This is a genomic window from Promicromonospora sp. NFX87 (assembly GCF_048564965.1).
Taxonomy (GTDB): domain Bacteria; phylum Actinomycetota; class Actinomycetes; order Actinomycetales; family Cellulomonadaceae; genus Promicromonospora.
Window position 1 is genome coordinate 514,215 of sequence record NZ_CP183413.1, and the last position, 26,581, is coordinate 540,795.

Consider the following 26,581-nt stretch of genomic DNA (forward strand, 5'->3'; position numbering starts at 1 on the left):
GCGCGGGACTATGCCCGGGCGGTTCGGGAAGGTGTGACGGCGGCGACCAGGACGCATCCCGCGGCGAAGAGGAAGCCGTGCGTGATCCGCAGCTCCGGTCCGCCGAAGAACTGGGGAAGTACGAGCACCAGGCCGATCGCCAGCGGGATGCCGGCCCACCTCAGGCGGCCGCCCGCCCGCCACAGGGCGACCGCTACCAGCACCCCGGACACCGCGATCAGGAACAGACCCGCGGCGAACAGAGCGACTGCCCACGGCTGCATGCGCAGCACCTCGATGTCGGCGAGCAGTCCGAGGTCGCCGTCCCGCAGCGCGGCTTCCGCGATGGTGCGGATGCCGAAGATCTCGGCGCCGAAGTAGAGCGCCGCAAGACCGGCGCCGGTCCACGCGGTGACGAGCGCCCAGGTCGCGGCTCCGACGCCGGCCTGGACGAGGACCGTCCGCAGTCCCAGGAACGCGGGCGCGAGGAGGGCGAGGCCGAGGATCCCGCACAGGTGCGCCACCACCCAGCGGTCGGACGCGAAGGCCGTGGCGAGCTCGGCGGTGGCCACCGTCTCGTCCGGCCAGGGCCGCAGCAGGGGGAAGAGCAGGAAGGTGAGGCCTGCGGCGACGAAGGCGACGCGGGTCCAGCGGACGGTGGTCATGAGTGGCTCCCGGTGGTGGTGTCGCTCTGAGGTGTGTCGGACCGTGCGAGTGCGGCGACTCCCGCGACGAGCATGTCGAGCAGCACCGTGAAGCTCTGGTCGACGTCCTCCCGCATCCGGAAGCCGCCGCCGAGCTCGAGGGTGACGAAGCCGTGCACGCCGGCGCGGACCGCGCGGACGGCGTCGATCAGATGGGCGTCCGGGAGGCCGAAGCCCCGCAGGACGGCGACCACCACCTGGACGCTCTCGGCCGCCGCGTCGCGGAGCGCGGCGTCGGCGGGAGCGTCGGGGTCCGGGCCGATCTGGGTGGCCGCGTACCGCCCGGGGTGGTCCAGGGCGTAGCCGCGCCAGGCCGTCGCCAGCGCGCGGAGGGCGTCGGCTCCGGCCCGGCCGACGGTCACCGAGGTGCCGGCTGCCGTGAGCTCGCCGACGGCGATCAGCGTGACCTCGCGGCGCAGGTCGGCCAGCGAGCCGACGTGCTTGTAGAGGCTGGGGGCCGCGACACCTGCCTTCGCGGCGACCTTCGCCAGCGTCAGGTCGGCGAACCCGGTCGTGCCGCCGGCGTCGACGACCTCGACCGCCAGGCGCACGACGGCGTCGGGGGACAGGCCCGCCCTAGGCACGGGTGCCGCCGTCCTGGGCCTGTGCGGCGGTGTTGGCGGTGGGTGCGGCGGCGGGTGCGGGCAGGGGCGGGAGGTCGGCGAGGAGCTCGAGCACGGCGGGTACGACGACGTCGGCCGCCTGGTGCTGCGGGTAGTGGCCTACGTCGGGGACCAGGATGCCGCGGGTGTCGATCGCCCCGGTGATCCAGTCGAGCTCGGCCGCGGGGTCGGAGAAGTCGGGGTCGAGCGCGCCGACCACGGTGACGGAAGGCGCCTTGACGGCCGCCAGGCGGGCCTCGACGATCGAGTGGTCGAGCGCTACCGCAAGGTCGCGGAGCGAACGCAGCCGGGCCGGCTCGTTCATGTTCCGCCGGATCGCGGCGACGTGCTCGGCGTGGCGGGAGGAACGGCGCCCCTTGCTGATGGAGGAGTAGAAGGACCCCCAGAACGCGGCGCCCCACGGCCGGGCGAAGAGCACCCGGTACGCCACGCCCATGACCTTCTGCAGACCCGGGGAGCCGGGCTGGCGCAGGTACGGGCTGAGCAGGACCAGGCCGCGCACCAGGTCCGGGCGCTCAGCGGTGGCCCAGGCGGCGGCCGAGGCACCCATCGAGTTGCCCATCAGGACCGCCGGGCCGGCGTCGAGGTGCTCGACGAGCGCGATCAGGTCGGTGCCCGTCGCGTCGTCGCCGTGGGTGCGGAACGTGGTGTCCGAGTCGCCGTGGCCGCGCAGGTCGGCGACGACCACGCGGTAGCCGGCCTCGACGAGGGCGGGAGCGACGTCGTCGTAGGTGGACCGGAGGTCACCCATGCCGGGGACGGCGACGACGAGCGGCCCGGCGCCCGTGTCGCTGTACGCGATGTTGCCCTCGGGACGCGGAAGGAAGGCGAGCGGATCACTCTGGCTGGTCGTCATAGCCAGAAAGCTACGCCTATTAGCCAAACGGCGCAACCCCCTTCCGCGAAGTAGAGCGCCTGTCCGTCCCGGCGAGGCGAACCTCGTGCGGGACGGACAGGCGCTCTACTTCGCGGAAAGGGGTTGGGGGTCAGGACGGGCGGGGCACCACTCCGAAGTAGCCCTTCTCCGCCTCGCCGTTCTCCGCCTTGATCACGTGCATGACGGCGTTGATCAGCGCCAGGTGCGTGAACGCCTGCGGGAAGTTCCCGAGGTGGCGTCCGGTGCCCGGCTCGATCTCCTCGGCGTAGAGGTTGAGCGACGACGCGTAACCGAGCAGCCGCTCGCACAGCGACTTGGCGCGCTCCACCTCACCGATCTCGACCAGCGCGGAGACGAGCCAGAACGAGCAGATCGTGAACGTGCCCTCCTCGCCCTGCAGGCCGTCGTCGGTCTCGTCGGTGCGGTAGCGCAGCACCAGGCCGTCCTCGGTGAGCTCGTCCGCGATCGCCAGCACCGTCGCCTTGACGCGGTGGTCGTCCGGCGGCAGGAAACGCAGCAGCGGAACGAGCAGCAGCGAGGCGTCGAGCGCCGGGTCGCCGTAGCGCTGCGTGAAGACGCCGCGCTCGTCGACGCCCTTGGTGCAGATGTCGTCGGCGATCTCGTCGGCGATCTTCTGCCACGACTGCGCGTAGTCGAGCTCGTCGTACAGCCGGGCGAGCTTGGCGCCCCGGTCCATCGCGACCCAGCACATGAGCTTGGAGCTGGTGAAGTGCTGCGGCTCGCCGCGCACCTCCCAGATGCCCCGGTCGGGCTCGTGCCAGTGCTTCGCGGCCTCCTCGACCTGCCGCTTGAGGATGGGCCACAGCGACTCGGGCAGCTGGTCGCGCGACTTGGCGTGCAGCCACACGGAGTCCAGCACGGCACCCCACACGTCGTGCTGCCGCTGGTCGTACGCGGCGTTGCCGATGCGGACCGGCTGCGCGCCCTCGTAACCCGACAGGTGCGGCAGCTCGAACTCCTCGAGGGTCTCCTCGCCGCCCACGCCGTACATGATCTGGAGCTGCCGGTTGTCGCGGCAGACGTCCTGGATGAACGCGAAGAAGTCGTTCGCCTCACGCTCCAGGCCGAGGGTGTACAGCCCCCACAGCGCGAACGTGGAGTCACGGATCCACGCGTACCGGTAGTCCCAGTTGCGCTCGCCGCCCGGGGTCTCGGGCAGGGACGTCGTGGCGGCGGCGATCAGCGCCCCCGTGGGGGAGTAGGTGAGGCCCTTCAGGGTGAGCGCCGACCGCTGGAGGTAGGCGCGCCACGGGTGGTCCGGGAACTCGCCCTGCGTGATCCAGTCGCGCCAGAACCGCTCGGTGCGCCACATCGCGTCGAGGGCGCCCGCGTACGTCGTCGGCGCGCTCTGCGAGCCCCACGACATGGCGACGAAGTGCGTGGCGCCCTCCGTCATCCGTGTGCGCGCGGTGGCGCGCTTGCCCTCCAGCCCGAACCGCAGGCTGGACTGCAGGTGCAGGTCGGGGTTGGAGTCGCCGACGTGGGCCACCACCGACGAGTACCCGCTGTTCTCGTACTCCCAGTCGACCTCGGACCGGGCGTAGTCCGGGCGCGGCTCGCACACGACCTCGAGGTCGACCGTGCCCGAGACGCACTTGATGGTGCGCATCAGGATGTGCTCGGCGTCGTCGTCCGTGGGGGTGCGGCGGTGCGTGCCGGAGCGCGACTCGAGATCGTGCCACGGGCCCATCAGCATCGCGTCGCGGACGACGAGCCAGCCGGTCGGCGTCTGCCAGGTGGTCTCGAGGATGAGCGTGCCGGGCAGGTAGCGGCGCGCGACGGGCACCCGCACGCCGTGCGGTCCCACGCGGAAGTAGCCGGCTCCCCGGTCGAGGATCTTGGCGAAGATGCTCGGGGAGTCGGGTCGAGGGACGCACATCCACTCGACGCTGCCGGACGGCGCGATCAGCGCGTTGGTCTCACAGTCGGAGAGGAACCCGTACTCGCCGATGTGCGGGAACTTGCTGCGTCCGTCCCAGGCGCGCGGGGAGGCGCCGTCGCTCGTCGTATGTCCCTTCACCGGACCCGAGTTCGTGGGCTTCGGGGCCTGGCGGCGCCGTGGGGTTTTGCCGGATGCCGTGGGAACTTCGGCATCGGCCCCCACGGGCTCAATCGATTCGAGCGTCATGAGACTCAAGGGTTCCGCACGTTCCGCGCGCCTGGCAAGCCGGGCGTGTGTGACGCGCGGAACCCCTGCTCCATGCACCGTCATGAATTCCTGAAGGGAATATCCGGGTTGTGTCGATCGAGCGGTTTCCCGTTCGACCTGTGGGTGAGAAGGTCCCATCAGGGGGCCCGGACACACAGGAGAAGAAACCATGCCGAAGTACATGCTGATCATGCGCTCGACCGACGAGACGATGGCCGTCTACGAGAACATGGACTTCGAGAAGATCATGAACGACATGGGCAAGTTCAACGAGGACATGGTCCAGGCGGGCGTGCTCGTCGCCGGCGAAGGCCTCACGGACGCGGCCGACTCCGTCGTCGTCGACTACTCGTCCGAGACGCCAGTCGTGACCGACGGTCCCTACGGCGAGACCAAGGAGCTGTTCAACGGCTTCTGGATCGTCGACGTCGCATCGCGGGAGGAAGCCGTCGAGTGGGCCAGGCGGGCGCCGCTCGCCGGGCCGGGGAGCAAGCTGGAGATCCGCCGCGTGCAGCAGCTGGACGACTTCCCGCAGGACAACGAGCACGTCCAGAAGGAGCGCTCGTGGCGCGAGTCGACCGGTCAGCTCTGACCGGCGAGGACGCCGCCCGGCGGGCCGTCGAGGCGGTCTGGCGGATCGAGTCCGCGCGCATCGTGGGTGCGCTCACCCGCTACACCCGCGACTTCGAGCTCGCCGAGGACGTGGCCCAGGAGGCGCTCGCCGAGGCGCTCGTCTCCTGGCCGCGCGACGGCGCGCCGCGCGATCCCGCCGCGTGGCTCGTCGCGACGGCGCGGCGCCGGGCGATCGACGCCTACCGGCGCCGCGCCGGGCGGGACGAGCGGTACGCCGCGCTCGCGCACGGCCTGGCCGAGGGGGAGGCGACGTCGGGCGCCGGAACGGGGCCCGCTCGGGCCGGGACGAGCATCGTCGCAGTTCAGCCGGGTTCTGACCCGGCTGAGGTCGATCCCGACCGGATCGACGACGACGTGCTCGCGCTCATGTTCGTGTCCTGCCACCCCGTGCTCTCGCGGGAGGCACAGGTCGCGCTCACGCTGCGCGTCGTGGGTGGCCTGACGAGCGACGAGATCGCCCGGGCGTTCCTGGTGCCGGTCGCGACGGTGCAGGCGCGCATCACGCGTGCCAAGAAGACCATCGCGGCGGCACAGGTCCCGTTCGAGGTGCCGGACGGCGCGGACCGGACCGCGCGGCTCGCCTCGGTGCGCGGCGTGCTGTACGTGATCTTCACCGAGGGTTCGTCGGCGACGTCGGGTGACGACTGGATCCGGCACGACCTGGCACGCGAGGCGGTGCGCCTGACCCGGGTGCTCAGCCGCCTCGCGCCCGAGCCGGAGACGTTCGGCCTGCTCGCGCTGCTGGAGCTGACCGCGGCCCGGTTCCCGGCCCGCACCGGGCCGTCGGGCGAGCCGATCCTGCTGGAGGACCAGGACCGGCGGCGCTGGGACCGGGCGGCGATCATCCGGGGCAGGGCGGCGCTGCGCCGCGCCGTCGGCCCGGCGGGTATGGGGGTCTACGCCCTGCAGGCGGCGATCGCGGAGTGCCACGCGGTGGCGCGTTCGGTGCCCGAGACGGACTGGGAGCGGATAGTGGTGCTCTACGAGGCGCTCGGGCGCCTGGCGCCGTCGCCGGTGGTGGACCTGAACCGGGCGGTGGCGGTCGCGATGGCGCGCGGCCCCGGCGTCGGGCTGCGCGTGGTGGACGGCCTGGTGGGGCAGGGCGTGCTCGCGGGGTCGCACCTGCTGCCGGGGGTGCGGGGCGAGCTGCTCGCGCGGCTGGGCCGCACCGCCGAGGCCCGCGGCGAGTACCTGCGCGCGGCCGAGCTGTGCGGCAACACCGCGGAACGCTCGGTCCTGGAGCGCAAGGCGGCGGAGATCTGAGCCCTCGTTGGTCGAGCTTGTCGAGACCCCGTAGGTCGAGACCGGTCTCGACGAGCTCGACCAACGGAAGCGCCTCAGCGGAGGCGGAGGGTGGCCACCAGGACGCCTGTCAGGCATAGCGTGCCGCCTATCAGGGCGAACGGGGTCGGGACCTCGCCCAGTACGGCCCACGACATGAGGACGGCGAGCGGCGCGGCGGCGTAGGTCGCGGCGCCGAGCCGGCCCGCCGTCGTCCGGGTCAGGGCGAAGCCCCAGGTGATGAACGCGATGGCCGTGGGGAAGACGCCGAGGTAGACGACGCTCAGCGTGGCCGACGTCGGGGCCGCGGCGAGCTCGTGCAGGAGCACCGGCGCGAACGGGAGGCACGCGACCGCCCCGACCACGCAGCCCAGCCAGGTCATGGTCAGGGAGTCCACCTTCGGCAGCAGGCGCTTCTGCAGGATCGTGCTCCCGGCGTAGACGACGGCGGCGGCCAGGCCGAGGGCGACGCTCACCGTGTCGGACGCCCCGCTCGACGTGGCGAGCGCGATCCCGGCGACGCCGGCGAAGGCGATGCCGATACCGGCGAGGAGCCGTGCCGGGAACCCCTCGCCGAGCGATATCCCGGCGAACACTGCGATCAGGATGGGGGCGAGCCCGACCAGGAGGGATGCGGTCCCTGCGTCGAGGGTGCGCTCCGCGGTGTTGAGGGCCAGGTTGTACAGCCCGAACCAGAGGACTCCCCAGACGACGACGCCGGCCAGCGTCCGGCCGCGCGGCAGCCGGATCTTGCCGGCCAGGCCGGCGATGACGGTGAGCGCGAGGGCGCCGACGAACATCCTGCCCAGGGCGAGCGGGCCGGGGGAGAAGTCCTGGCCGGCGGCCCGGATCCCGATGAACGCGGACGCCCACAGCACCACGGTCACCGCGGCGGCCGCGGGGACGAGGAAGCGGTTCGTGGCCGGCGGAGCAGCCACGGCGGTCAGGGTCATGTCCGGAACCTTGCCCGGTGCCGGAGCCAGGGTCTGGCGGCTTTCGGCCGTGGTGTTGGTCATGGTGCGATCGTCGCCCCGAAGTACTGTGAAGCACCAGCGATTCTTTCTTCATTCGAATTCAGTCCCGCTGTACAGTGGGCTCATGCTCGACGTCCACCGCCTCCGCGTCTTCCGTTCCGTCGTCGCCTCCGGATCCATCGGCGCGGCCGCGGCGAACCTCGGCTACACGCCGTCCGCCGTCAGCCAGCACGTCTCGGCGCTCCAGCGCGAGACGGGCCTGAAGCTCCTGGCCCGGCACGGCCGCGGCATCCGGCCCACCGCGGCCGGGCACGCGCTGGCCGCCCAGGCCGACGGCGTGCTCGAACGGCTCGGCGAGGCCGAGGCCATGGTCGCCGACCTGCGTGCGGGCCGCACCGGCTCGCTCTCGGTCGCCTACTTCGCCTCGGTCGGCTCGGCCTGGCTGCCCGACGTCGTACGCACCGTGACCACGCAGTTCTCCGGCGTCCGCCTCGACCTGGAGCTGGCCGAGCACATCCCGGACAAGACCGAGGACCGGGCGGACCTGCAGATCGTCGTCGCGAACGCCGAGTTCGCGGCGGGGAGCGGCTTCACGGCCCACCACCTCCTCGACGACCCGTACGTCGCCGTCCTGCCGCAGAACCACCGGTTCGCCGACCGGGACGAGATCGAGCTCGCCGAGCTCGAGGACGAGTCCTGGATCGACAACGACTTCGCCCGCGGCTGGTGCCGGCGCAACCTCCTTCAGGCGTGCACGGCGGCGGGCTTCAGCCCCACGTTCCGCGTCGAGGCGCACGACTACCCGACGGCGGTCGCGTTCGTGGAGGCGGGGATCGGCATGACCGTGCTGCCCGAGCTCGGCGCCGTCAACCTGCCGCCCGCGACCGTCTCGGTGCCCGTGGTGCGGCCCGCGCCCGTGCGCTCGATCTACGCGGTGCTGCAGGACGCCGTCGCGCACACCCCGCCCGCCATCGCCGCCCTGGACGCGCTGCGGCAGGCCGCCGTCGCTTCGCGGGCAGCCGTGGTGGCCGCATAGGGTGGGTGGGTAACGGCGCTGGGACTGCTCGGCGCCCTCCCGATCGAGAGGTAATCCTCGTGACCACGCTTCCTACCGCCTCCGGCACCTTCGGTGACAAGCCGGAGCTGACGTTCCCCGAGGGTGGCGCACCCGCCGGCCTGCAGGTACAGGTCCTCTCCGAGGGCAACGGCCCGGTCGTCGAGTCCGGGCGCACCATCGTGGTGAACTACCTGGGCCAGACCTGGGGCGGCCACGTCTTCGACAACTCGTACGACCGCGGCACCACCATCGACTTCCCGATCGGCGTCGGCGCCGTCATCGGCGGGTGGGACAAGGGCATGGTGGGCCAGAACGTCGGCTCGCGTCTGCTGCTGTCGATCCCGCCGGAGCACGGTTACGGGGCGCGTGGGGTGCCGCAGGCTGGGATCGGTGGTGGGGACACGCTCGTCTTCGTGGTGGACGTCGTCGACGTGAAGTGACGCTCTTCGGGTAGGGCTCTTTGAGTAGAGCCCGCGGGCGGAGAACAAGAACGCCTGCGCGGACTGGGCCGACGAGGCGCCTCCAGAGGCGGCTCACCTGTTTCGTCCCTTTACGTCCGCGCAGGCGTTCTTGTTCTCCGCCCGCTCTTCTGTGGGCGTCACTTCCCCGTAGGGGTTGGTTGGCTGGTGGGGTTCGCCAGCCGGTTGGGTGGCTGGCTGGTTGACTGGCGGGTCAGCTGGTTGGGGGGTAGGCGATCAGCTGGGGGGAGGCGAAGCTGCCTACTGCCGGGGCGCCCGTGTTGTTGATGATGTGGTTGATGCCGCCCGAGCCGTTGAGGAAGACGCTGGTCATGGAGCGGAACTTCACGTTCGGGGTGGTGGGGGCCTGGATGCCCGACTCCACGCGGATGTCCTGGCCCTGGTTGAAGAACGAGTAGACACCGAGGCCTGTCGCCTCGTGGGTCGTCACGTCGTCCGCCACGCGGTAGGAGGCGTAGCCGAGGCGGTCGCCGTCCATGAACGCCGCCTGCGACGGCGGGTCGTACGGGATCTCGCTCTGGTAGAAGATCGTGCGGCCGTTCTCGCCGTTCCAGATGGTCTGCTCCTCCTGGTAGTGCTCGACGAACAGGCCGGTCGCCGTCACGTCGTCACCGTTGACGACGACGCCGTGTGCGCCCGTGTTGCCGCCCCAGGAGACGCCCTGGCCGTGGTCCGCGCGCCACGCCCAGATGTGGTCGAGCAGGGTGTTGTCGCTGTTCACCTCGATCGAGGTGACGGCCTTGCCCTCCCAGGGGCCGCCCACACGGACGAAGACGTCGGTGAGCGTGGTCGGGTTGGCCGGGTCCGAGACGCTCGCGCCCGTGGGACCCACCTTGATCAGCGTCGCCGACTCCGGCACGTTCGCGTCGGCGGTGATGCCCGCGACCTTCACGCCCGCGACGTCGCCGATCTCCAGCACGCTGTTGCCCGCCGTCGGCGTGAGCGAGGCGTAGCCGAGGCCGAGCACCACCGTGTCGGCACGGTCGACCCGCAGCGCGGCGTCGAGCTCGTAGACGCCCGGCGTGAGGATGAGGTTCTTGCCGTCGGCCAGGGCGGCGTTGATCGACGCGGCGGAGTCGACGTCCTCCCGCGCTACGTAGAAGTCGTTCATGCCGATCGACGTGCCCGACTCGGCAGACGTCGACCAATCGGTGCCGCTGCTGTTGGTGCGCGCGTTCGGCACGAAGACGGCGAGCTCGCCGTTTCCGGCCCGGTACAGGAACGGGGCCTCGCGGCTGATCGGGGTGTTGTCGAACGTGGTCTTGACGCCCTTGGCCCCGTTGCCGAGGTCCTGCCCGAAGTCGGTGGCCGGGGCGCCGTCGACGCCCGAGAACACCATGTTCCAGACACCGCCGTCCCAGGTGCCGACCTCGCTGTTGCGCGTGAACCACTGCTGCTGCGAGCCGGTGGCGATGGTGCCGGCCACGCGGGAGTTCGCGAGGTAGCCGCCGGAGGCGAACTCGCCGTACCGGCCGAAGACCGTGAGGCTGCCCTGGATGTCCATGCGGCGCATCGGCGCTGCCTGCGACACCGCCCAGCGCATCTGGTGCGGCTCGGTCACGCCCGCCGGGAACGGGCGAGCGGCGTCCTCGCCGACCGGGCGCTGGATCGGGTTGATCGCCAGGTTCGACATCGACCGCCAGAAGTGGTTCAGCGAGCCGGGGGCGGCGCACTCCCACGGCCGGTCCGGGCAGCCGACCACGGGCTCCACGTGCAGGGCGCCGTTGATCTGGACGGCGTTCGGCTGCGCGCCGAGGCCCGAGATCGACTCGTAGTACCCGACGGTCTGGTTGACGATGTCGGTGGCCGTGGCCGGGTCGTCCTGGCCGGCGGCGCTACCGTACGTGCCGGGCTCGAAGAAGACCTGGTGCCGGCCCAGGCTCATCTCGGCCTCGTCGTTCACCGAGTCGAGGAACGTGTTGATCCGGTCGGTCGTCCAGGACGGGTCGATGAACGTGACGTTGGGCCCGAAGTCCGGGTCGGCCGCCGCCTTCTTCGGCTTCTTCACCTTTGGCTTCTTCGCCTTCTGCTCCTTGGCCTCGGACGTCGCGCCAGGCTTGGCCACGGAGCTCTTCGCCATGGCCCTGCCCGCGTCGGTGGCGGACGGCGCAGCGGTGGCCGGCAGTGCTGCGACCGCGGCTCCGGCGGCGAGCGATGCTGCGACCGCCGCGACGGCGGCGCCGCGCAGTGTGGTGCGGAGTGTCCTCATCGACAGATCCTTCGAGCTCGGGGCAGGCCGGCGGTGACCGGGCATGCTGCCGGTGCGGGTGCGCCCGGGGCGAGCGCCCCGCAAGGCTAGCGGTCCGCCACTGACTCGTCTGTAAGTGCTTTCCGCAGACTCCGGGTCACCGTGAACCTCGGGTTCTGCGCCATGTGCTCCGTCGGTCCGACGGCGCGCTGCAGCGCGCCCCGGTAGTGCAGCCCCGTGTTGAAGACGGTCCACAGCTCGCCGCCGTCGCGCAGGACCTTGCCCGCCGCGGCGAACATGCGGTGCGCGGCGTCGGTGCTCAGCGCGGCGCGGTCGTGGAACGGCGGGTTGAGCAGCACGAGGTCCGCCGAGCCGTCGGGGACGGGGAGCAGGTCCCCGGCGTCGCCCCGTACGACGGTGGCCCTGACGCCGTTCGCTGCGAGCGTCGCCGTCGTCGAGGCGCAGGCGGCAGCGCTCCGGTCCGTCGCGATCACGTGGGCACGGGGACAGCGCAGCGCCAGGACGGCCGCGAGGATGCCGGTGCCGCAGCCGAGGTCGACGGCGACGGGGCGCCCGTCCACGTCCGCCGGCTCGGGCCAGCGGTCGGCCTGCGCCAGCAGGAAGCGTGTGCCGAGGTCGAGCGTGGCACCGGCAAAGGCGGCTCCGTGCGCGACGACGGTCAGCCCGGCGTCCGGCGCGGGCGCGCCCTCGGGCGAGCCGATGGCGGCCAGGATCTCGCGGTCGGTGAGCCGGGCGGTGACGGGGTAGGTGAGCGGCTCGACGTCGGACCGTGGCTCCCGCGCGATGAGCAGCCGCGACTTCTGCCGGGCGAGCGAAGCGCTGACCTGCGCGAACGACGCGCCGAGCACGTCGTTCATCGCGTGCGTCATGTGCTTGACGCGGCCGCCGGCGAGCAGCGTGACCGCCGGGTCCGCGTACCGGGCCACGTGCTCGACGATCTCGGTCAGCTCCGCCAGCGACGTGGGCAGCTGGAGCAGCACGAGCCGCGCACCGGTGAGCAGACGGGGCTCGAACTTGTCGTGCGAGGTCAGCCCGAGCGGGGCCTGTTCGGGCGGGACCGGCGAAGTCGCCGCAGCCCGTGCGCGCCCTTCCCACAGGACCTCCGACACGCGCGCGGAGTTGGCGCTGAGCGCCGCCTCCGCCGTGATCGCGTCCTGGTGCACCCGGACGTCACGTGCGCCCAGAGCCAGAGCACCCAGGCTCAGCGCCCCGAACCGGTCGCCGATCACCACCACGCCGTCGGGGTCCTGCGCGATCAGCGGCGTGGCCTCGTCGAGCAGGAGCCGGTCGGTCGCGTCGACGGCGACCGGGCCGTCGGCGCGCGAACCGTCCTCAGGAAATGGCAGGAGCTCGGCCAGGACGGCGTCGGCCTCTGGACTCACCGGGCGGAGCGGGCCTTCTTCTCCGCGGCCTTGCGGGCCTCCTCGACCCGCTCCTCCTCGGCGCGCACCTGAGCTGCGATCTCGCGCTCCTGGGCCAGCCAGGCCGGCGGGTCGTCGCGCATCTCGTTGATCTGCTCGGTGGTCAGCGGTTCGGTGACGCCACCGCGCGCGAGGCCGGCGATCGAGATGCCGAGGCGCCCCGCCACGACGGGCCGCGGGTGCGGTCCGTTGCGGCGCAGCTCGGCGAGCCACTCGGGCGGGTTGGTCTCCAGCTCCTCGAGCTCTGCGCGCGTTATCGGGTTGTCCTGGAACTCCTGCGGGGTGGCAGGCAGGTAGACGCCGAGTCGCTTGGCGGCATTGGACGGCTTGAACCGCTGCGAGGCGAAGGAGGAACTCATGTTCCCAGGGTATCGGCGCCTGCCCTTCCCGCTCTCCATGGCGGGCGTGATCCTCACCGCTCATTCGGCTCTGCTGATTCAGCTCTGTGGGGATCCAGGCGGAACGGGGGCGAGGTCCAGCCCGTAGCCTTGGCACGTGAGCCAGCCCCTGCCCGACGTCGGACCGCCTGTTCCGGGCGGCGACCCCACCGACCCTTCTGTGCCGGAGGTCGAGGACGGCGCGGAGCCGGTGGAGGACGCCGACGTCTACGCCGACCCGAGCCTGCCGCGCTTCCGCCTGGCGTACGTGCCGGGTGCGACACCCGGGAAGTGGGCGTCCGTGTGGCGTGAACGGCTGCCTGACGTGCGGCTCGAGCTGGTGCAGCTCGAGTCGGACGCCATCCTCCCCGCGCTGGAGGCGGAGGAGGCCGATGCCGCGATCGGCAGGCTCCCCGTGGACAAGGGCGTGTTCTCCGCGATCCCGCTCTACGAGGAGACGTCGGTGGTGTGCTTCTCGCGCGATCACCTGCTCGCGGCCCTCGACGAGGAGGAGACGGTGTCCGTCGCCGACATCGCCGGTGACCCGGTCTGGGTTCCCGCGGACGACGTCCTCTTCGCCACACATCCGGTTCCTGGCGTCGTGCCCGTGGATCCGGACGGGAACCCGCTGGACCAGGTCCCGACCACCGCCGACGCCGTGGTGACGGTCGCCGCGAACGTGGGGGTGGCGGTGCTGCCCATGTCGCTCGCACGCCTGCACCGCCGTAAGGACGTGGTCTATCGCCCTCTCGTGGACGGGCCGACGGCGCCAGTGGGGCTGATCTGGCCTGACGAGCGCACCACCGACCTGGTCGAGGAGCTCGTCGGGATCGTCCGCGGGCGCACGGTGAACAGCTCGCGCGGCCGGGGTCGCCCGAGCGCTCAGCAGGCCGAGGATGCCGCAGCGGGCACTGCTCGAAAATCGGCCGGGGCCGGGGTGAAGAAACCGGTGAAGGGCGGTTCGGGCGGGGCCGCTGGGCGCTCCAACGCGGGGCGCAGCGGGGCCAAGGCAGGTGGTCGCGGGGGTGTTCAACGGGCTGGTGGCGGTCTCCAGCGGGGCAAGGGCGCGCGTCCGGCCTCCAAGGGGAAGAAGAAGGGCAAAGGAAAGTAGGCGTGAGTTCAAGCCTTTGTAAGTTATTTCAATGAAATAACGGATATTGGCGAACTGCGCCATTGTCGCTACGCTCCGGGGTCGTGCCCGAAAGATTGGGCACGCGACAGATCCCCGTCTCGAAGGAGCGCTCAGTGCGCAAGATGACCGTCTTGGGAGCTTCCGCGCTCCTCCTCGCCGGCCTCATGGGCTCGCCCGCCGCCGCGTTCGCCGCACCGATCGCCGGCGCTCCCGTCGCGGCCACCCCCAGCGGTGGCGAGTCGACCTGCCCGAAGGACGGCAAGATCGACGTCACTGGCGAGCACCTCACGCTCGAGGTGACCGCGGAGCCCGGCTACCTGATCACCGGCTACTGCGTGAAGGCTGGATCGGACAAGCAGGGCGACGGTCCCGTTGACGTGGTCGTCGACCCGCCGGCCGCCACCGTGACGATCTCGCACCCGTCCGGCAAGGCGATCAGCCACTACACGCTCGTCACGGTCAAGGCGGAGCCGACGCCGGAGCCCACCCCGACGGAGCCGAGCCAGGAGCCGAGCGTCGTGCCGAGCGGCGAGCCCTCCGAGGGTTCGTCCGGCACCCCGTCGGAGCCGGCCGTCGAGCCAACCACGGGCACCCCGGGCGACGGGTCCACGGTCCCGGCCGGCGAGGGCGAGGCGACCACCGCGCCCTCCGAGGAGCCGGGTGAGCTCGCTGCCACCGGCGCCAGCACCGCCATCGGCTTCACGCTGATCGCGCTGGCCCTCGTGGGCGGCGGCGTGACGCTGATCGTGCTTCGCCGCAAGGGCGTTCTGGGTAGCTGACCCAGCCGTACCGAACGACCGCTGAGCAGAGCGGGCGTCCGGCCGTCATCTGGTTCCTCAAGCTTCGGGCTCAGGGGAGAAGATGTGTCGGCTGGGCGCCCGCTCTGCTGTGCGGCGGGTGATCTCCACGGGTGAGATATCTCGTTGTCCCTGCGTATGACAATGGCCGACTAGAACGTTCTTTCGCCCGGAGGTGAAATGCTCGTCCAGCACGGCCTTCCGGTGGTTCCCGTGTCGTTTCCTGGACCGGTTTCTGCTCGGCGAGCTCCCCTTTCCTGAGCAGGCTGCCGCTCGGGCCGGCCAAGGCCGGCGTATCCCTGCTGGTCCAGGCCCCGCGCGGGTGAATCTGCTGGCAACGTGGGCAGGCGGAGGCCCAAGGGGCCTCGTGGCGTGAGGCGTTCACCCGGTCGCGCTGAGCACCTCCGGACCCCTGTAAGAGCTGTTCGGATGAGCTTGATCGGCGAGCCGGATATGGCGAAGGCGACCTGTTGCAGGGTATTTCCTCCACGCCTACCTTCGGTGCAACAACTGCGTCGCGTCCTGTGCGGCGCTATTCGTCGGAAAGAGGAACACCGAATGAAGCGTTTACTTGCGCTCGGGGCCGCTGCGCTTCTGGCACTGGGCCTCTACGCCACGGCTTCGGTCGCGGCGAGTGCCACTCCGACCGGATCGTCCGACCCGGCGGTCTGCCCTGTCGAGGGCAAGGTGGAGGTCTCGGGTGAGCAGACCTCGGTCACCGTCACCGCGCCTGCGGGCATGGTCATCACCGGGTACTGCGTCAAGGCCGGCTCCGTCAAGCAGGGGGACGGTCCCATGTACGTGCTGCTCGACGAACCCGCCACGACCGTGACCATCACGCATGTGTCGGGCAAGGGCATCAGCCACTACACCGTGTACTACGAGCCCACGTACGAGCCGACGCCGACGCCGACTTCCACACCCAACTCCTGATCGAGGAGAGCCAGGCGTCACGCCTCGGTCATCGACGACCGAGACGATCGCAACGTACGACCGCGGCATAGCGCGGGCGACCGGCAGGTTCTTCGTCCCAGGAGCTCTGGCTCCGGACGGAGGGCCGGCCGGGCGCCCGTTCTTTGTTGTGAGCGGGTGAATTCCACCGAGAGCCGGGTGAATTAAGCTTCCGGAATCCTGGGTGATTTGCGGTAAAAGCTTGTTGCGCATCTGGTTGCGATCGAATGCTCCTCACGGCAGCAAGCTACGGACCCGGAAGCGACCTTGTTGCGGGGTGTTCGACGTTGAATCCATGCAACTCGGCGCTTGCGCGTCCGGTTGAGCGTGGGCGCGTGTGCATACGCCCTGGTCGCGGCGTTTCGGGTGAAACTCCTGGTCACCAGGGCTCTGCGCGAGGCCGGGTAGCTGACCGCCGCAGAATTTCACCCTTCCCTTTCGCTCCTGCCGGAAAAGATTGATCGCGGGCCCTGAATTGCCGTGCCCAGCCACGTCACGCGCGGACAGCAATGTCCGTTTTGATGCTCTTGCATGGGGTCCGTCGCAGATCTAGCGTCGAAATCAACAGATGCGCCGCGAACCTTCTCTGCGGCGTCCCGCGCCGAGAAAAGGAACATCGAAATGAAGACCATATCCGCGTTAGGAGCCGCTGCGCTTCTGGCGCTGGGACTCTATGGCTCGGCTTCGGCCGTGGCGAACGGCGCCCCGGTAGTAGCCGCAGGTGAGGAGCAGGTCTGCCCGGGCGACAAGATCGACGTCGTCGGGAACCATTCGTCGGTCACCGTCACCGCACCCGAAGGCATGGTCATCATCGGGTACTGCGTGAAGGCAGGGTCCGCACAACAGGGTGACGGCCCGGAGTTCGTGGTCGTCGACCCGCCGGCCACCGAGGTGACGATCGAGCACTCGACCGGCAAGGACGTCAGCCACTACTCCGTGACCTACGCGCCGGCACCGACGCCGACTCCCACACCGACGCCGACGCCGACTCCGACTGAGCCGACTCCGACTCCCACTCCCACTCCCACTCCCACTCCGACTCCGACTCCGACCCCGACGGAGCCGACGCCGACCCCGACCCCGACGGAGCCGACGCCGACTCCCACCCCGACGGAGCCGACGCCGACTCCCACGCCGACGGAGCCGACACCGACGCCGACCCCGACGGAGCCGACCGAAAAGCCCACGCCGACGGAGAAGCCGACGCCCGTCAAGCCGCCGGCCCAGACGCCCCCGTCTGAGCTCGCTTCGACAGGCCCGGCCGAGACGATCGGCTATTCGATGCTGGCCTTCGCCATGATCGGCGGAGGCGTCGCATTCATTGTGCTCGCTCGGCGACGGCTTTCCTGAGCGATCCACGCGGATCTGACCCCTCAAGACAGGACCGGGGCGATGTGGAACCGATAGTTCGGTTCCACATCGCCCCGGTCCTGCTGCTGGCGGTTCCTACTCGGCCGAGGTAGTGGCCGTCACCTGGATGATCAGCGCCTGCATCGGCCACAGCGTCGGCAGCTGGAGGCCGACGCCGGTCAGCACCGAGCCAGGTATGTCGATCGCTTCCTTGCCGAGCCAGCCCGGCGTGACTCCGCCGAGCCACTTCGCCGTCCCGACCTCGTCGCGCACCTGCACGCTGTATCGCAGGGCGGGGTCGAGCCCGTCGAGCCGCACCCGCTCCGTGAGTGCGTCCTGCGGCGACGCCACGGTCGCCACGGTCCACATACCCGCCCTGCGGTCAGGTGACACGAAGCCGGTGACCCGCAGGGCAGGGTCCACCGTGTCGGCGTGCACCACGGTGCCGGTGTGCACGAGGGACCGGAGCTCCTTGTAGATCGCTGCGTACGCCGCGACGGCGACCAGCTCGTCCTCGGTGCAGGTCAGCAGGTCCCACTCGAATCCCGCGTGTCCCTGCAGCGCGGTGGCCACCCGGTACGAGAGGTCGGTGGTGCGCCCCGACGAGTGCGTCGGCGACGGCCCCACGTGCGCCCCGATCAGCTCGGGCGGCAGGACCAGCGACGTCCACCGCTGGATGTCCTGGCGCTCCAGTGGGTCGTTGGAGTCCGACGCCCACACGCGGTCGGTGACCTCCAGGATCCCCAGGTCGGTTCGGCCTCCGCCCGAGGAGCACGACTCGATCTCCAGCCCCGGGTGGTCCGCCTTGAGCCGAGCGATCAGCGCGTACGCGGCAAGCGTCTGTACGTGTGTGCCCGGCCGCGAGACGCCGTCCGAGCCGAGGTGGACGGGCTCGGCGAGGTCGCGGTTGTGGTCCCACTTGATGAAGTCGATCCCCAGCTGCGTCACGAGGGCCGAGATCTGCGCGCGTACGTGCTCCCACGCCTCGGGGTTCGCGAGGTTGAGCACGTACTGCGTGCGGAACGAGAGGCCGTCCGGCGACGGGACCGCCGCCGTGTTCGACAGGATCCAGTCCGGATGGGCACGCGCCAGGTCCGAGTCGAGGTTGACCATCTCGGGCTCGAACCACAGCCCGAACTGCATCCCCAGCTCGTGCACCAGGCCGGCGAGCGGGTCCAGGCCCTCCGGCCAGACGTCGCGGTCTACGACCCAGTCGCCCAGGCCCGTGGTGTCGTCCCGACGGGAGTGGAACCACCCGTCGTCGAGCACGAAGCGCTCCACACCGACTGCGGCGGCACGTCTGGCGAGTCGCTCCAGCTTGGCCGGCGAGTGGTCGAAGTACACGGCCTCCCACGTGTTCAGCACCAGCGGCCTGGGGCTCGTCACATGCTGCGGGCGTGCCCGCATCCATGTGTGGAACCGGTCCGACACACCGTCCAGCCCTGTCGGGGACCACGCGAAGTACGCCACCGGCGTCAGGTAGGACTCGCCAGGAGACAGGTGGATCTCGCCCGGCCGCACCAGCTCGCCAGCACCCAGCAGCGTGGCGTGCTCGGTGAGGTGGTCCACCCGGTGCGTGACGTCGGCGCTCCACCCCAGGTGGGTCGCCCACACCTCGCCGGTCCGGTTCCGCGGTGTGCCCGACGACGCCAGGGTCACCCAGGGCGCGTCGTGCCCCGAACGCCCGCGCCGGGTCTGGCGGACAGTGCTGCCGGCCGGCATGGCGGTCGTGACCGGCACCTTCTCGCGGGACCAGCGCCCGGTGAACTGCGTGAGGTGGTCCGCGGAGCGGGGTACGGGCAGCATGGCCTCGAGCCAGTGCACGTCGACCACGGCGGAACCGTCGTTGGTGAGCTCGTGCCGTAGGAGCACCAGCCCACCCGGGCCGATCTCCAGGTACGACCGGAGCGTGAGCCCCAGCACGCTGTCCCGAGCGGTGACCACCAGCTCGGCCACCGCTCGTTCGGCCTCGGTGACGGTCCACCGGGGGTAGAGCGGGACGCCGTCCGACACGACGAGGAGGCCGGGCCGGCCCGCCCAGCCGTCGGACTCCTGCGGCAGCAGCGACGGGCGCCAGGCCGCGTCGAGCGTGCCGGGCGCGGTCTGGCGGCTGGTCGCCAGGTCGAGCGCCTGCAGATCCGCGGACGAGAGCTCGCCCAGGTCCGCACCCCAGTGGAGCACCAGCGGCAGCCCCACCTCGGGATGCGCCACGACGACGGCTACGCCGTCGCGCCGCAGCACCGACCAGCTGGTGACCTCGTCAAGATCCTTCATAGTGCTGTCCTCCGCCCATGGACCACACGGTACGAGTGGTCACCGACATCCAAACCGAAAGGGTCCTAGCTCGCTGGGTGCGCCACCAGGTCGTTCTCCGTGCGCAGCACCGGCCGGGTGACCAGCGCGTCCTGGTCCAGGCCACGGCTCGTCACGTGGAACACGGCTGTCGCACCTGCCGGGAGGTCGACCACCTGGTCGTCCACCTGCGCGTCCGGGTCGAGGCGGTCGGCCAGCAGCGTCACACCGAGGGCCAGCGACGTCGCCGTCACGTCCACGCGGTAGCCGCCGTCCTCCGCCGTCACGGTGGCTCGCACGGGCGCGGGGTCGAGGGCGAGGTCCTTGCTCTCCGCCCAGCGATGCAGCCCACGGGCCTCGCCGAGCGTGACGACCAGCACCTCGTTCGCCGGATCGCCGACGGCGACCAGGTCACCGGCCAGCGGTACCAGGGTCACGGACCGCGGACCGACGGTCACCGCCTCCGCGGCCGACGTCGCCAGCACCTCACCGCCGAGGGTGGTCCGGGCTCCTCTCACCTGCCCGGTCCACGGCTCGTCGGAGTCGTTCACGAGCGCCGCCACCAGCTCCGCGTCGCGCGGCTGCACCGTCACCATCCGGTCGGCGAACGCGTGCTTCAGCGCGTACCAGAGCGGCTTGCGCCGGGCGTCGCCGTCGACCGCGGCCCAGGACGTCACGGGCCAGCAGTCGTTGAGCTGCCACACGATCGCCCCGGCCGTGCGCGGCCACCAGGACCGGTAGTGCTCGAGGGCGTACTGGATGGCGCGTGCCTGGTTGAGCTGCGTGGCCCAGTGCCAGTCGGTGAAGTCCTCCGGGACGTCCAGGTGTGCGGCCATGCCGCCGTCGAGCTTGAGGTTGCCGTGGTCCGCCTTCTGGTGGAGCAGGAAGACCTCGGACTCCTTGAACCCCGGCGGGGCCTCTGCCGCGCCGTCGGGCAGGATGGCGCGGCGCATCGTCGCCCAGGTCGCCGGACCCTGAAAACCGAACTCCGACGCGAACCGCGGCACGTCGTCGCGGTAGTGCGTGTAGTCGACGCGGTTCCAGACGTCCCACTGGTGGTGCGTGCCGTGGTCCGGGTCGTTGGGGTGCATCTCCTCGGGTGTGAAGCCGGGGGAGTAGGGCGAACCGTCCGAGTAGGGACGGGTCGGGTCGACCTCCGCCAGGACCTTCGGGAAGAGCTCGTAGTAGTAGCCGGCGCCCCACGTGAGGTCGCCCAGCGGCTCCTTCCAGTCCCAGTCCTCGTGGCCCCAGATGTTCTCGTTGCCCCCGTTCCACAGCACGAGCGAGGGGTGCGGCGCCAGGCGGGCGGCGTTCTCCCGCAGCTCCGCCTCGAACTCGGACCAGTGCGGGGACTCCTCCGGGTAGGCGGCGCAGGCCAGCAGGATGTCCTGCCAGACCATGACGCCTCTCTCGTCGCAGACGTCGTAGAAGTCGTCGGACTCGTAGACGCCGCCGCCCCACACCCGCAGCAGGTTCAGGTTCGCGCCGAGCGCCTGATCGACACGCTGTTCCACGCGCTCGCGCGTGATACGGGTCAGCAGGTGGTCGTCGGGGATCCAGTTGGCTCCCCGCACGAACACGGGCTTGCCGTTGATGACGAACGTGAAACGTGTGCCGTGCTCGTCGGGTGTGCGGTCCACCTCGACGGTGCGGAAGGCGACCCTGCCGGACCATGCGTCCAGCGGGTCGGAGCGGTCCTCCCCGTTGCCCTCGTAGAGCGTCACCTCGATGGGGTAGAGCGGCTGCTCGCCGTATCCGGCCGGCCACCACAGGTCGACGTCGGGCACCTCGACCTGGCCGGTCAGCTGCAGGGTGCGCGCGGAGCCGTCGCCGCCCCGCGACCCGATGGTCAGGCCCCGGCCCCCGACGAGGACATCGACGGTGAGCGGCCCTGCGTCGGACAGACCGGACGTCTCGACCTCGACGCGGACGTCGACCAGCCCCGTGCCGTCGTCGGCCACCGTCACCAGCGGCGTGACCTGCGCGAGGCGTGCCACGCGCCAGCGCTGCACCCGGACGGGCCTCCAGAGACCTGCTGTCTGCAGGTCGGGACCCCAGTCCCAGCCGAACGAGCAGGCCATCTTGCGGACCATGTTGAACGGCTGGTCGTAGGCCATGGGGCGGGTGCCCAGCCGCTTCGCCTCGGCCTCGGCCGTCTCGAGCGCGGAGTCCAGGTCGACCACGAGGTTGGCGGGAGTCCCGACGAGCTCGCGGACGTCGTACCGGTAGGAGCGGTGCATGTTCGCGGTGCGGCCCAGGTTGATGCGGCCCTGGCCGGCGCCCGTCCGCTCCACGTCCGTGTCGACGGAGACGGTGGACACCGTGTCGATGCCCTCGAAGAGCAGGTCGACGCGCTCGTCCGGTTCCGCAGGCGGTTCGTCGAGGACCGTCGCGTACCGCCAGGTGGTGCGCTTCATCCAGGCGAGCGAGGTCTCGTTCGTGCCGAGATACGGGTCGGGGATGAGCTCCTGCTCCAGCAGGGCGGTGTGGCTGGTGCCCGGGACCGTCGCGGGGACGGGAACCCCGGCGAGGTCCGCCGGGACGGGGCCTCCCGTGGCCGTCAGGGTCCAGTCGGTCAGGTCGCGGCTGATCTTCATCGATCCTCGTCCTCCCAGAGCAACGTGCTCAGTGCGTGTGCGAGCCGACCCGAGCATAGAGGGCGCGCGTCGCCCCGATCGAACCGCTTGCGCCGGGCGGTTCGGCCGGTGGATCAGTCCGGCCGGACCACCAGGCCGAGGGTCTCGGCCAGCGCGATCGCCTGCGCCTCGCTGACGATCGCCCCGGTGAGACTGGCCGAGAGCGGGTCCAGCGACGACAGGTCGCTGCCCCGCAGGTCGGCGTTGCTCAGGTCGGCCTGTTCGAGGTCGGCGCCGGACAGGTCGCAGCCGATCAGGACCGCACCGGAGGCCTTGACGCCGGCCAGGTCGGCCTCGCGGAAGCGGACGCCGTCGAACTCGGCGCCTGCCAGGGCAGCCCGGTGCAGGTCGGTGAAGGACCAGTTCCCGCCGGTGACCTTGAGGATCTCGAACCGGCAGTCGGCGAACTGTGAGCCGACGAGCTTGCAGCGCTCCAGCTGGGCGTCGAAGAACACGCACGCGTCGAACACGCACGACGTGAAAGCGAACTCCGTGAAGTGGGCACTGTTGAAGCGAACGCCCCGGAAGACGCACGAGTCGAACGTCGCGCCCGTCCCCGTGGTCTCGGTCATGTCCACGTCGGCGAACAGCGTGGCCATGTGGTCCTCGCCGGTGAGATCACGGCCGTACCAGTCCTCGCGGGCGACGGTGAGCTCGGTGGCGGGCATTCGAATCATGGGAGCGACCCTACGGCGCCCCACTGACACGCCCTCGGCAGCGGTATGCGCCGGCCATCTCGCAGTCGACCAACGAAACCCTCTCGTGGCGCGTCATGGGGGTGGGAACGGTTCCCAGGGATCTGAGGAGGAGATGTGTTCGAGCACAAGAAGAGAAGGCTGAGCGGCGCGAGGCCGACCGGCGTCGCCCTTGCTCTCAGCCTGACCTGCGTCATCGGGGCGCTGGGCGCGACGCCAGCGGTCGCAGCCGATACCGAGGGTCCGACCCGGACCGCGGAAGTGACGCCGGAAGCAGCCCCGGAGACGAGCCCGGAGGCAGCTCCGGAAGCGACTCCAGAAACGACTCCGGAACCCACCCCGGAACCCTCCGCCACGGACGGTGCGCTGATCGAGGTCGTGCCCGCGATGCCCGCGATCACCTGGCCGAGGTGCGAGGGCGACAAGTACATCCCTCCGACGCTCAGCGCCCCGAAGAACAGCGACGGCATCGAGTATCTGTTCGAAGGCTACTGGTACACGAATCCGTTCCTCGTGCCCATAGACCTGGAGGTCTCGGCATTCCTGAAGGAGGGCTACACCTGGGCGGCAGAGATGCCGGATGGGTGGCGTGTGTCGAACTCCGGTGACGCGGCGGGCTTCGAGGTGAAGTTCGAGGACGTGCCGTGCGCGCCGCACAATGACCCGGTCGTTCCGGAACTGCCTGTGGTGACGCAGGCGGAGTGCGTGGACGGTGAGCTGACGGAGCCGACCGTCACGTTGCCGGAGGATCGCGAGGGGATCACCTACAAGCTGCATGAGTATGAGACCGAGCCCACCCATCGGGTGTCTGCGAGGCTCTCCTGGAGCTACTTCTGGGCGAACGAGGAGAAGTTCCCTGAGGGTTGGACCTGGGCGGACGTGGATATCGCGTGGTACGACGTGGAGTTCGACGAGGTGTCGTGCGAGCCGGGAGCGGAACAGCCCGCGCAGCCGGAAGAGCGGGAGGAACTGGCTGCCACGGGGCCGTCGGACGTGGCGGTTCTGGGCGGGGCCGCCCTGCTCACCGTCGTGGCAGGTGTCTCGCTGATCGTCGCGCGACGCCGCGTGATGGGTCGCTGAACCGAACCGTAGGACCGGCCCGACGGCGGGCCCCTGCACACCCGGATGCGCCCGGTGATCCGTTCAATGGATCACCGGGCGCAGCTATGTGGTTTCACGCCGCAAATATCGGATACGGGACGCGGTGGTCGCGTAGCAGTGGTAGCCGTTCGGGTATTTCGCAGTTGACCAACGGAACGCTCTCGTGGCGCGTCATCGTGAGTGGGAGCAATTCCCAGACATTCGAGGAGGAGACGTGTTCGAGAACAAGAAAAGAAGGCTGAGCGGTGCGAAGCCGGCCGGCGTCGTCATCGCTCTTGGCCTTACCTGCGTCATCGGGGCGCTGGGCGCGATGCCCGCCGTCGCGGCCGAGACTGAGGACCCGGTCCAGACCGCGGAAGCAACTCCGGAAGCAACTCCGGAAACGAGCCCGGAAGCGACTCCGGAACCCACCCCGGAACCCAGCGCCACGGACGATGCGCTGATCGAGGTCGTGCCCGCGATACCCGCGATCACCTGGCCGATGTGCGAGGGCGACAAGTTCATCCCTCCGACGCTCCAGGCCCCGCCGGACGACGAGGCCATCGACTACACGTTCGAGAGCTACTGGTACGAACCGCTGCCGTTCACCGTGCCGCTGAACCTGCAGGTGTACGCGGAGCTGAAAGAGGGCTACACCTGGGCGGCAGAGATGCCGGACGGGTGGCGTGCGTACAGCTCCGGGGGCGGGGCGGTCTACGACGTGAAGTTCGAGGACGTGCCGTGTGCGCCGCACCACGACCGCATCGTGCCGGAAGTGCCTGTGGTGACGCAGGCGGAGTGCGTGGACGGTGAGCTGACGGAGCCGACGGTCACGTTGCCGGAGAACAGCGAGGGGGTCACCTACACGCTGCGTGAGGACGGAGACTCCGGCACTCGGGTGCTCGCGAAAGCTTCCTGGAGCTACCGTTTCGCCGACGAAGACAAGTTCCCGGAGGGTTGGCTTTGGTCAGATCTTGACGTCGCGTGGTACGACGTGAAGTTCGACGAGGTGTCGTGCGAGCCCGGAGCGGAACAGCCGAAGCCGCCGGCGGAGCTGGCTGCCACGGGTCCGTCGGACGCGGCGGTTCTCGGCGGGGCCGCCCTGCTCACCGTCGCGGCAGGCGTCTCGCTGATCATCGCGCGACGCCGCGTGACGGGTCGCTGACCCGAGCCGCAGGACCGGCCTGACCGTGGGCCCCGCACACAGAGATGCGCCCGGTGATCCGTTCGTCGGATCACCGGGCGCATCTCTGTGTGGTGCTACGCGGCAGGCGCCGGATACGGGACGCCCGTGGTCGCGTGGCAGCGGTAGCCGTTCGGGTTCTTCGCGTCGGACAGGTACTGCTGGTGATAGTCCTCGGCGTAGTAGAACGGCCCGGCCTCGGCGGCCGGGGCGATCTCCGTCGTGATCGCGTCGTAGCCCTTGGCGCTCAGCACCTCGGCGTACCGCTTCGCCGTCGCCTGCGCCACCTCTGCCTGCTCCGGCGACGTCCAGTAGATCGCCGAGCGGTACTGCGTCCCGACGTCGTTGCCCTGGCGGAAGCCCTGTGTCGGGTCGTGCCGCTCCCAGAAGATCTTGAGCAGCTCCTCCTCGGTCACCTTGGTCGGGTCGTACGCGACGAGCGCGGTCTCCGTGTGGCCGGTCCGCGCGGTGCAGACCTCGTCGTACGTCGGGTTGGGCGAGGTCCCGCCCATGTAGCCGACGGCGGTGCTCACCACGCCGGGGACCTGCCAGTAGATCTCCTCGGCGCCCCAGAAACAGCCCATCGCCAGGTAGAGCACGCGCGTACCGGGCTCCCACGGGCCCGTGATCGACGAGCCGAGGACCGTGTGCGGCCGCGGGCTCTGCAGCACCGGCGCGGAACGGCCGGGCAGGGCGTTCTCGGGCGCGACCATCGTGGTCTTCGTGGAACCGGAGCCGGGGCCGAAGAGGGAGTTGAGGAACGTCATCCGACACACATCCTTAAGGGTCAGCTTCGTGCGACAGCACGTTTGCCTATGGCAACGCCCGCGGGCCTGGCAGTGTTCCGGGGCCGCCGTTCTGCTGACCGCAGATCTGATGGCGTCGCGCAGCGGTTCGGGCCAAGGTCGGTTCATGAGCAGCGAGGTCGGTGCCGTAGCGGTCCTGTCGGACATCCACGGGGTGCTTCCCGTGCTGGAGGCGGTGCTCGCGGAACCCGACGTGGCGGCTGCCGACCGCGTGGTCGTCACGGGCGACCACGCCGCGGGGCCGCAGCCCGTCGCGGTGCTGGACCGCCTGCGATCCCTGGGGGAGCGGGCGCTCCTGGTCCGTGGGAACGCGGACCGCGAGCTGGTCACGCTCGCACGCGGCGGCGGCACGGCCATCCCCGACCCTGTGGCCCCGTGGGCGGCGGCCCAGCTGCGGCCCGACGACGTCGCCCTGCTCGCCGGCCTGCCGCACCCCGCGGAGCTGACCGTGCGCGGGTTCGGCCGCGTCGTGTTCTGCCACGGCACCCCGCGGGACGACGAGGAGGTGGTGCTCGTCGACTCGTCCCTGGAGCGCTGGGCCGAGGTGCTCGGCGGGCTCGACGCCGACGTGCGCACCGTCGTCATGGGCCACACGCACATGCCGTTCGTGCGCCTCGTCGACCGGCGGCTGTGCGTCAACCCCGGCAGCGTCGGCATGCCCTACGGCCGCGCGGGCGGCTCCTGGGCGCTCCTGCGGGACGGGCAGGTCGAGCTGCGGCACACGCCGGTCGACGTCGAGGCGGCGGTGGCCGCGATCGCGACGGCCAGCACGTACCCCGGCGCCGAGGAGTGGGCACGGGAGTACGTGACCTCGGCCAACAGTGACGCGGACGCGCTGCGGGCGTTCGCGCCCCGGGACGGCCGGGGATGAGGCT

23 protein-coding genes are annotated in these 26,581 nt (G+C 70.7%); 11 read left to right on the plus strand and 12 right to left on the minus strand.

The window, feature by feature from the left end:
- Positions 1-8 precede the first annotated feature (8 nt).
- From ACNYC2_RS02465 to ACNYC2_RS02480, 4 genes are all read right to left on the minus strand, one after another.
- Positions 9-644, minus strand: coding sequence for a hypothetical protein (locus ACNYC2_RS02465; RefSeq protein WP_419705532.1), 636 nt, complete (start codon positions 642-644; stop codon positions 9-11).
- Positions 641-1,267 carry a WHG domain-containing protein gene (locus ACNYC2_RS02470; protein WP_419705533.1) on the minus strand — a complete coding sequence of 209 codons (627 nt, stop codon included), beginning with the start codon at positions 1,265-1,267 and terminating at the stop codon, positions 641-643. The genes ACNYC2_RS02465 and ACNYC2_RS02470 overlap by 4 nt, the downstream gene beginning before the upstream one ends.
- Positions 1,260-2,162 carry an alpha/beta fold hydrolase gene (locus ACNYC2_RS02475; protein WP_419705534.1) on the minus strand — a complete coding sequence of 301 codons (903 nt, stop codon included), beginning with the start codon at positions 2,160-2,162 and terminating at the stop codon, positions 1,260-1,262. The genes ACNYC2_RS02470 and ACNYC2_RS02475 overlap by 8 nt, the downstream gene beginning before the upstream one ends.
- Before the next feature lie 130 nt (positions 2,163-2,292).
- Positions 2,293-4,224, minus strand: a complete 1,932-nt coding sequence (locus tag ACNYC2_RS02480) for a glycoside hydrolase family 15 protein (protein ID WP_377140928.1) — start codon at positions 4,222-4,224, stop codon at positions 2,293-2,295.
- A 298-nt stretch (positions 4,225-4,522) separates the two neighbouring features.
- Between ACNYC2_RS02480 and ACNYC2_RS02485 the strand changes: the two genes are divergently transcribed.
- Positions 4,523-4,945 (plus strand): YciI family protein, encoded by a 423-nt coding sequence (locus tag ACNYC2_RS02485; protein ID WP_357506352.1) that lies wholly within the window; start codon positions 4,523-4,525, stop codon positions 4,943-4,945.
- Complete coding sequence (locus ACNYC2_RS02490; RefSeq protein ID WP_419705535.1) at positions 4,918-6,249, plus strand: RNA polymerase sigma factor; 1,332 nt, start codon at positions 4,918-4,920, stop codon at positions 6,247-6,249. Before ACNYC2_RS02485 ends, ACNYC2_RS02490 begins: the two co-directional genes overlap by 28 nt.
- A 74-nt stretch (positions 6,250-6,323) precedes the next feature.
- Here the strand turns inward: ACNYC2_RS02490 and ACNYC2_RS02495 are convergent, their stop codons facing one another.
- Complete coding sequence (locus tag ACNYC2_RS02495) at positions 6,324-7,283, minus strand: DMT family transporter (RefSeq protein WP_419705536.1); 960 nt, start codon at positions 7,281-7,283, stop codon at positions 6,324-6,326.
- A gap of 82 nt (positions 7,284-7,365) precedes the next feature.
- On the opposite strand from ACNYC2_RS02495, the gene ACNYC2_RS02500 reads away from it, so the two are divergent.
- Positions 7,366-8,277 carry a LysR family transcriptional regulator gene (locus ACNYC2_RS02500; protein ID WP_419705537.1) on the plus strand — a complete coding sequence of 304 codons (912 nt, stop codon included), beginning with the start codon at positions 7,366-7,368 and terminating at the stop codon, positions 8,275-8,277.
- A gap of 59 nt (positions 8,278-8,336) precedes the next feature.
- Positions 8,337-8,738 carry an FKBP-type peptidyl-prolyl cis-trans isomerase gene (locus ACNYC2_RS02505; RefSeq protein WP_357454817.1) on the plus strand — a complete coding sequence of 134 codons (402 nt, stop codon included), beginning with the start codon at positions 8,337-8,339 and terminating at the stop codon, positions 8,736-8,738.
- A 232-nt stretch (positions 8,739-8,970) separates the two neighbouring features.
- On the opposite strand, the gene ACNYC2_RS02510 is transcribed toward ACNYC2_RS02505, so the two are convergent.
- The 3 genes from ACNYC2_RS02510 to ACNYC2_RS02520 form a co-directional block, all read right to left on the minus strand.
- Positions 8,971-10,986: an adenylyl cyclase gene (locus tag ACNYC2_RS02510; protein ID WP_419705538.1), complete on the minus strand. Its 2,016-nt coding sequence runs from the start codon at positions 10,984-10,986 to the stop codon at positions 8,971-8,973.
- Positions 10,987-11,072: 86 nt separating this feature from the next.
- Positions 11,073-12,368, minus strand: a complete 1,296-nt coding sequence (locus tag ACNYC2_RS02515; protein WP_419705539.1) for a class I SAM-dependent methyltransferase — start codon at positions 12,366-12,368, stop codon at positions 11,073-11,075.
- Entirely contained in the window at positions 12,365-12,766 is a 402-nt protein-coding gene (locus ACNYC2_RS02520) for a DUF5997 family protein (RefSeq protein ID WP_419705540.1), read from the minus strand. The genes ACNYC2_RS02515 and ACNYC2_RS02520 overlap by 4 nt, the downstream gene beginning before the upstream one ends.
- Positions 12,767-12,902: 136 nt before the next feature.
- Between ACNYC2_RS02520 and ACNYC2_RS02525 the strand changes: the two genes are divergently transcribed.
- From ACNYC2_RS02525 to ACNYC2_RS02540, 4 genes are all read left to right on the plus strand, one after another.
- Positions 12,903-13,895: a LysR substrate-binding domain-containing protein gene (locus tag ACNYC2_RS02525; RefSeq protein WP_419705541.1), complete on the plus strand. Its 993-nt coding sequence runs from the start codon at positions 12,903-12,905 to the stop codon at positions 13,893-13,895.
- 143 nt (positions 13,896-14,038) lie between these two features.
- A complete protein-coding gene (locus tag ACNYC2_RS02530) occupies positions 14,039-14,695 on the plus strand; it encodes an LPXTG cell wall anchor domain-containing protein (RefSeq protein ID WP_419707756.1) in 657 nt (218 codons plus the stop codon).
- 576 nt (positions 14,696-15,271) lie between these two features.
- Complete coding sequence (locus tag ACNYC2_RS02535) at positions 15,272-15,646, plus strand: hypothetical protein (RefSeq protein WP_419705542.1); 375 nt, start codon at positions 15,272-15,274, stop codon at positions 15,644-15,646.
- A 639-nt stretch (positions 15,647-16,285) separates the two neighbouring features.
- Positions 16,286-17,014 carry a hypothetical protein gene (locus tag ACNYC2_RS02540; protein ID WP_419705543.1) on the plus strand — a complete coding sequence of 243 codons (729 nt, stop codon included), beginning with the start codon at positions 16,286-16,288 and terminating at the stop codon, positions 17,012-17,014.
- Between the two features lie 96 nt (positions 17,015-17,110).
- Here the strand turns inward: ACNYC2_RS02540 and ACNYC2_RS02545 are convergent, their stop codons facing one another.
- The 3 genes from ACNYC2_RS02545 to ACNYC2_RS02555 form a co-directional block, all read right to left on the minus strand.
- A complete protein-coding gene (locus ACNYC2_RS02545) occupies positions 17,111-19,288 on the minus strand; it encodes an alpha-galactosidase (RefSeq protein WP_419705544.1) in 2,178 nt (725 codons plus the stop codon).
- A gap of 65 nt (positions 19,289-19,353) precedes the next feature.
- Positions 19,354-21,903: a glycoside hydrolase family 2 protein gene (locus tag ACNYC2_RS02550; RefSeq protein WP_419705545.1), complete on the minus strand. Its 2,550-nt coding sequence runs from the start codon at positions 21,901-21,903 to the stop codon at positions 19,354-19,356.
- A 113-nt stretch (positions 21,904-22,016) separates the two neighbouring features.
- Positions 22,017-22,619 (minus strand): pentapeptide repeat-containing protein, encoded by a 603-nt coding sequence (locus ACNYC2_RS02555; RefSeq protein ID WP_419705546.1) that lies wholly within the window; start codon positions 22,617-22,619, stop codon positions 22,017-22,019.
- 135 nt (positions 22,620-22,754) lie between these two features.
- On the opposite strand from ACNYC2_RS02555, the gene ACNYC2_RS02560 reads away from it, so the two are divergent.
- Positions 22,755-23,717 carry a hypothetical protein gene (locus tag ACNYC2_RS02560; RefSeq protein WP_419705547.1) on the plus strand — a complete coding sequence of 321 codons (963 nt, stop codon included), beginning with the start codon at positions 22,755-22,757 and terminating at the stop codon, positions 23,715-23,717.
- Between the two features lie 235 nt (positions 23,718-23,952).
- Positions 23,953-24,882 carry a hypothetical protein gene (locus ACNYC2_RS02565; RefSeq protein WP_419705548.1) on the plus strand — a complete coding sequence of 310 codons (930 nt, stop codon included), beginning with the start codon at positions 23,953-23,955 and terminating at the stop codon, positions 24,880-24,882.
- A gap of 95 nt (positions 24,883-24,977) precedes the next feature.
- Here the strand turns inward: ACNYC2_RS02565 and msrA are convergent, their stop codons facing one another.
- Entirely contained in the window at positions 24,978-25,667 is a 690-nt protein-coding gene (gene msrA / locus ACNYC2_RS02570) for a peptide-methionine (S)-S-oxide reductase MsrA (protein ID WP_419705549.1), read from the minus strand.
- Between the two features lie 145 nt (positions 25,668-25,812).
- Between msrA and ACNYC2_RS02575 the strand changes: the two genes are divergently transcribed.
- Positions 25,813-26,577 carry a metallophosphoesterase family protein gene (locus ACNYC2_RS02575; protein WP_419705550.1) on the plus strand — a complete coding sequence of 255 codons (765 nt, stop codon included), beginning with the start codon at positions 25,813-25,815 and terminating at the stop codon, positions 26,575-26,577.
- The last annotated feature ends 4 nt before the right edge of the window (positions 26,578-26,581 follow it).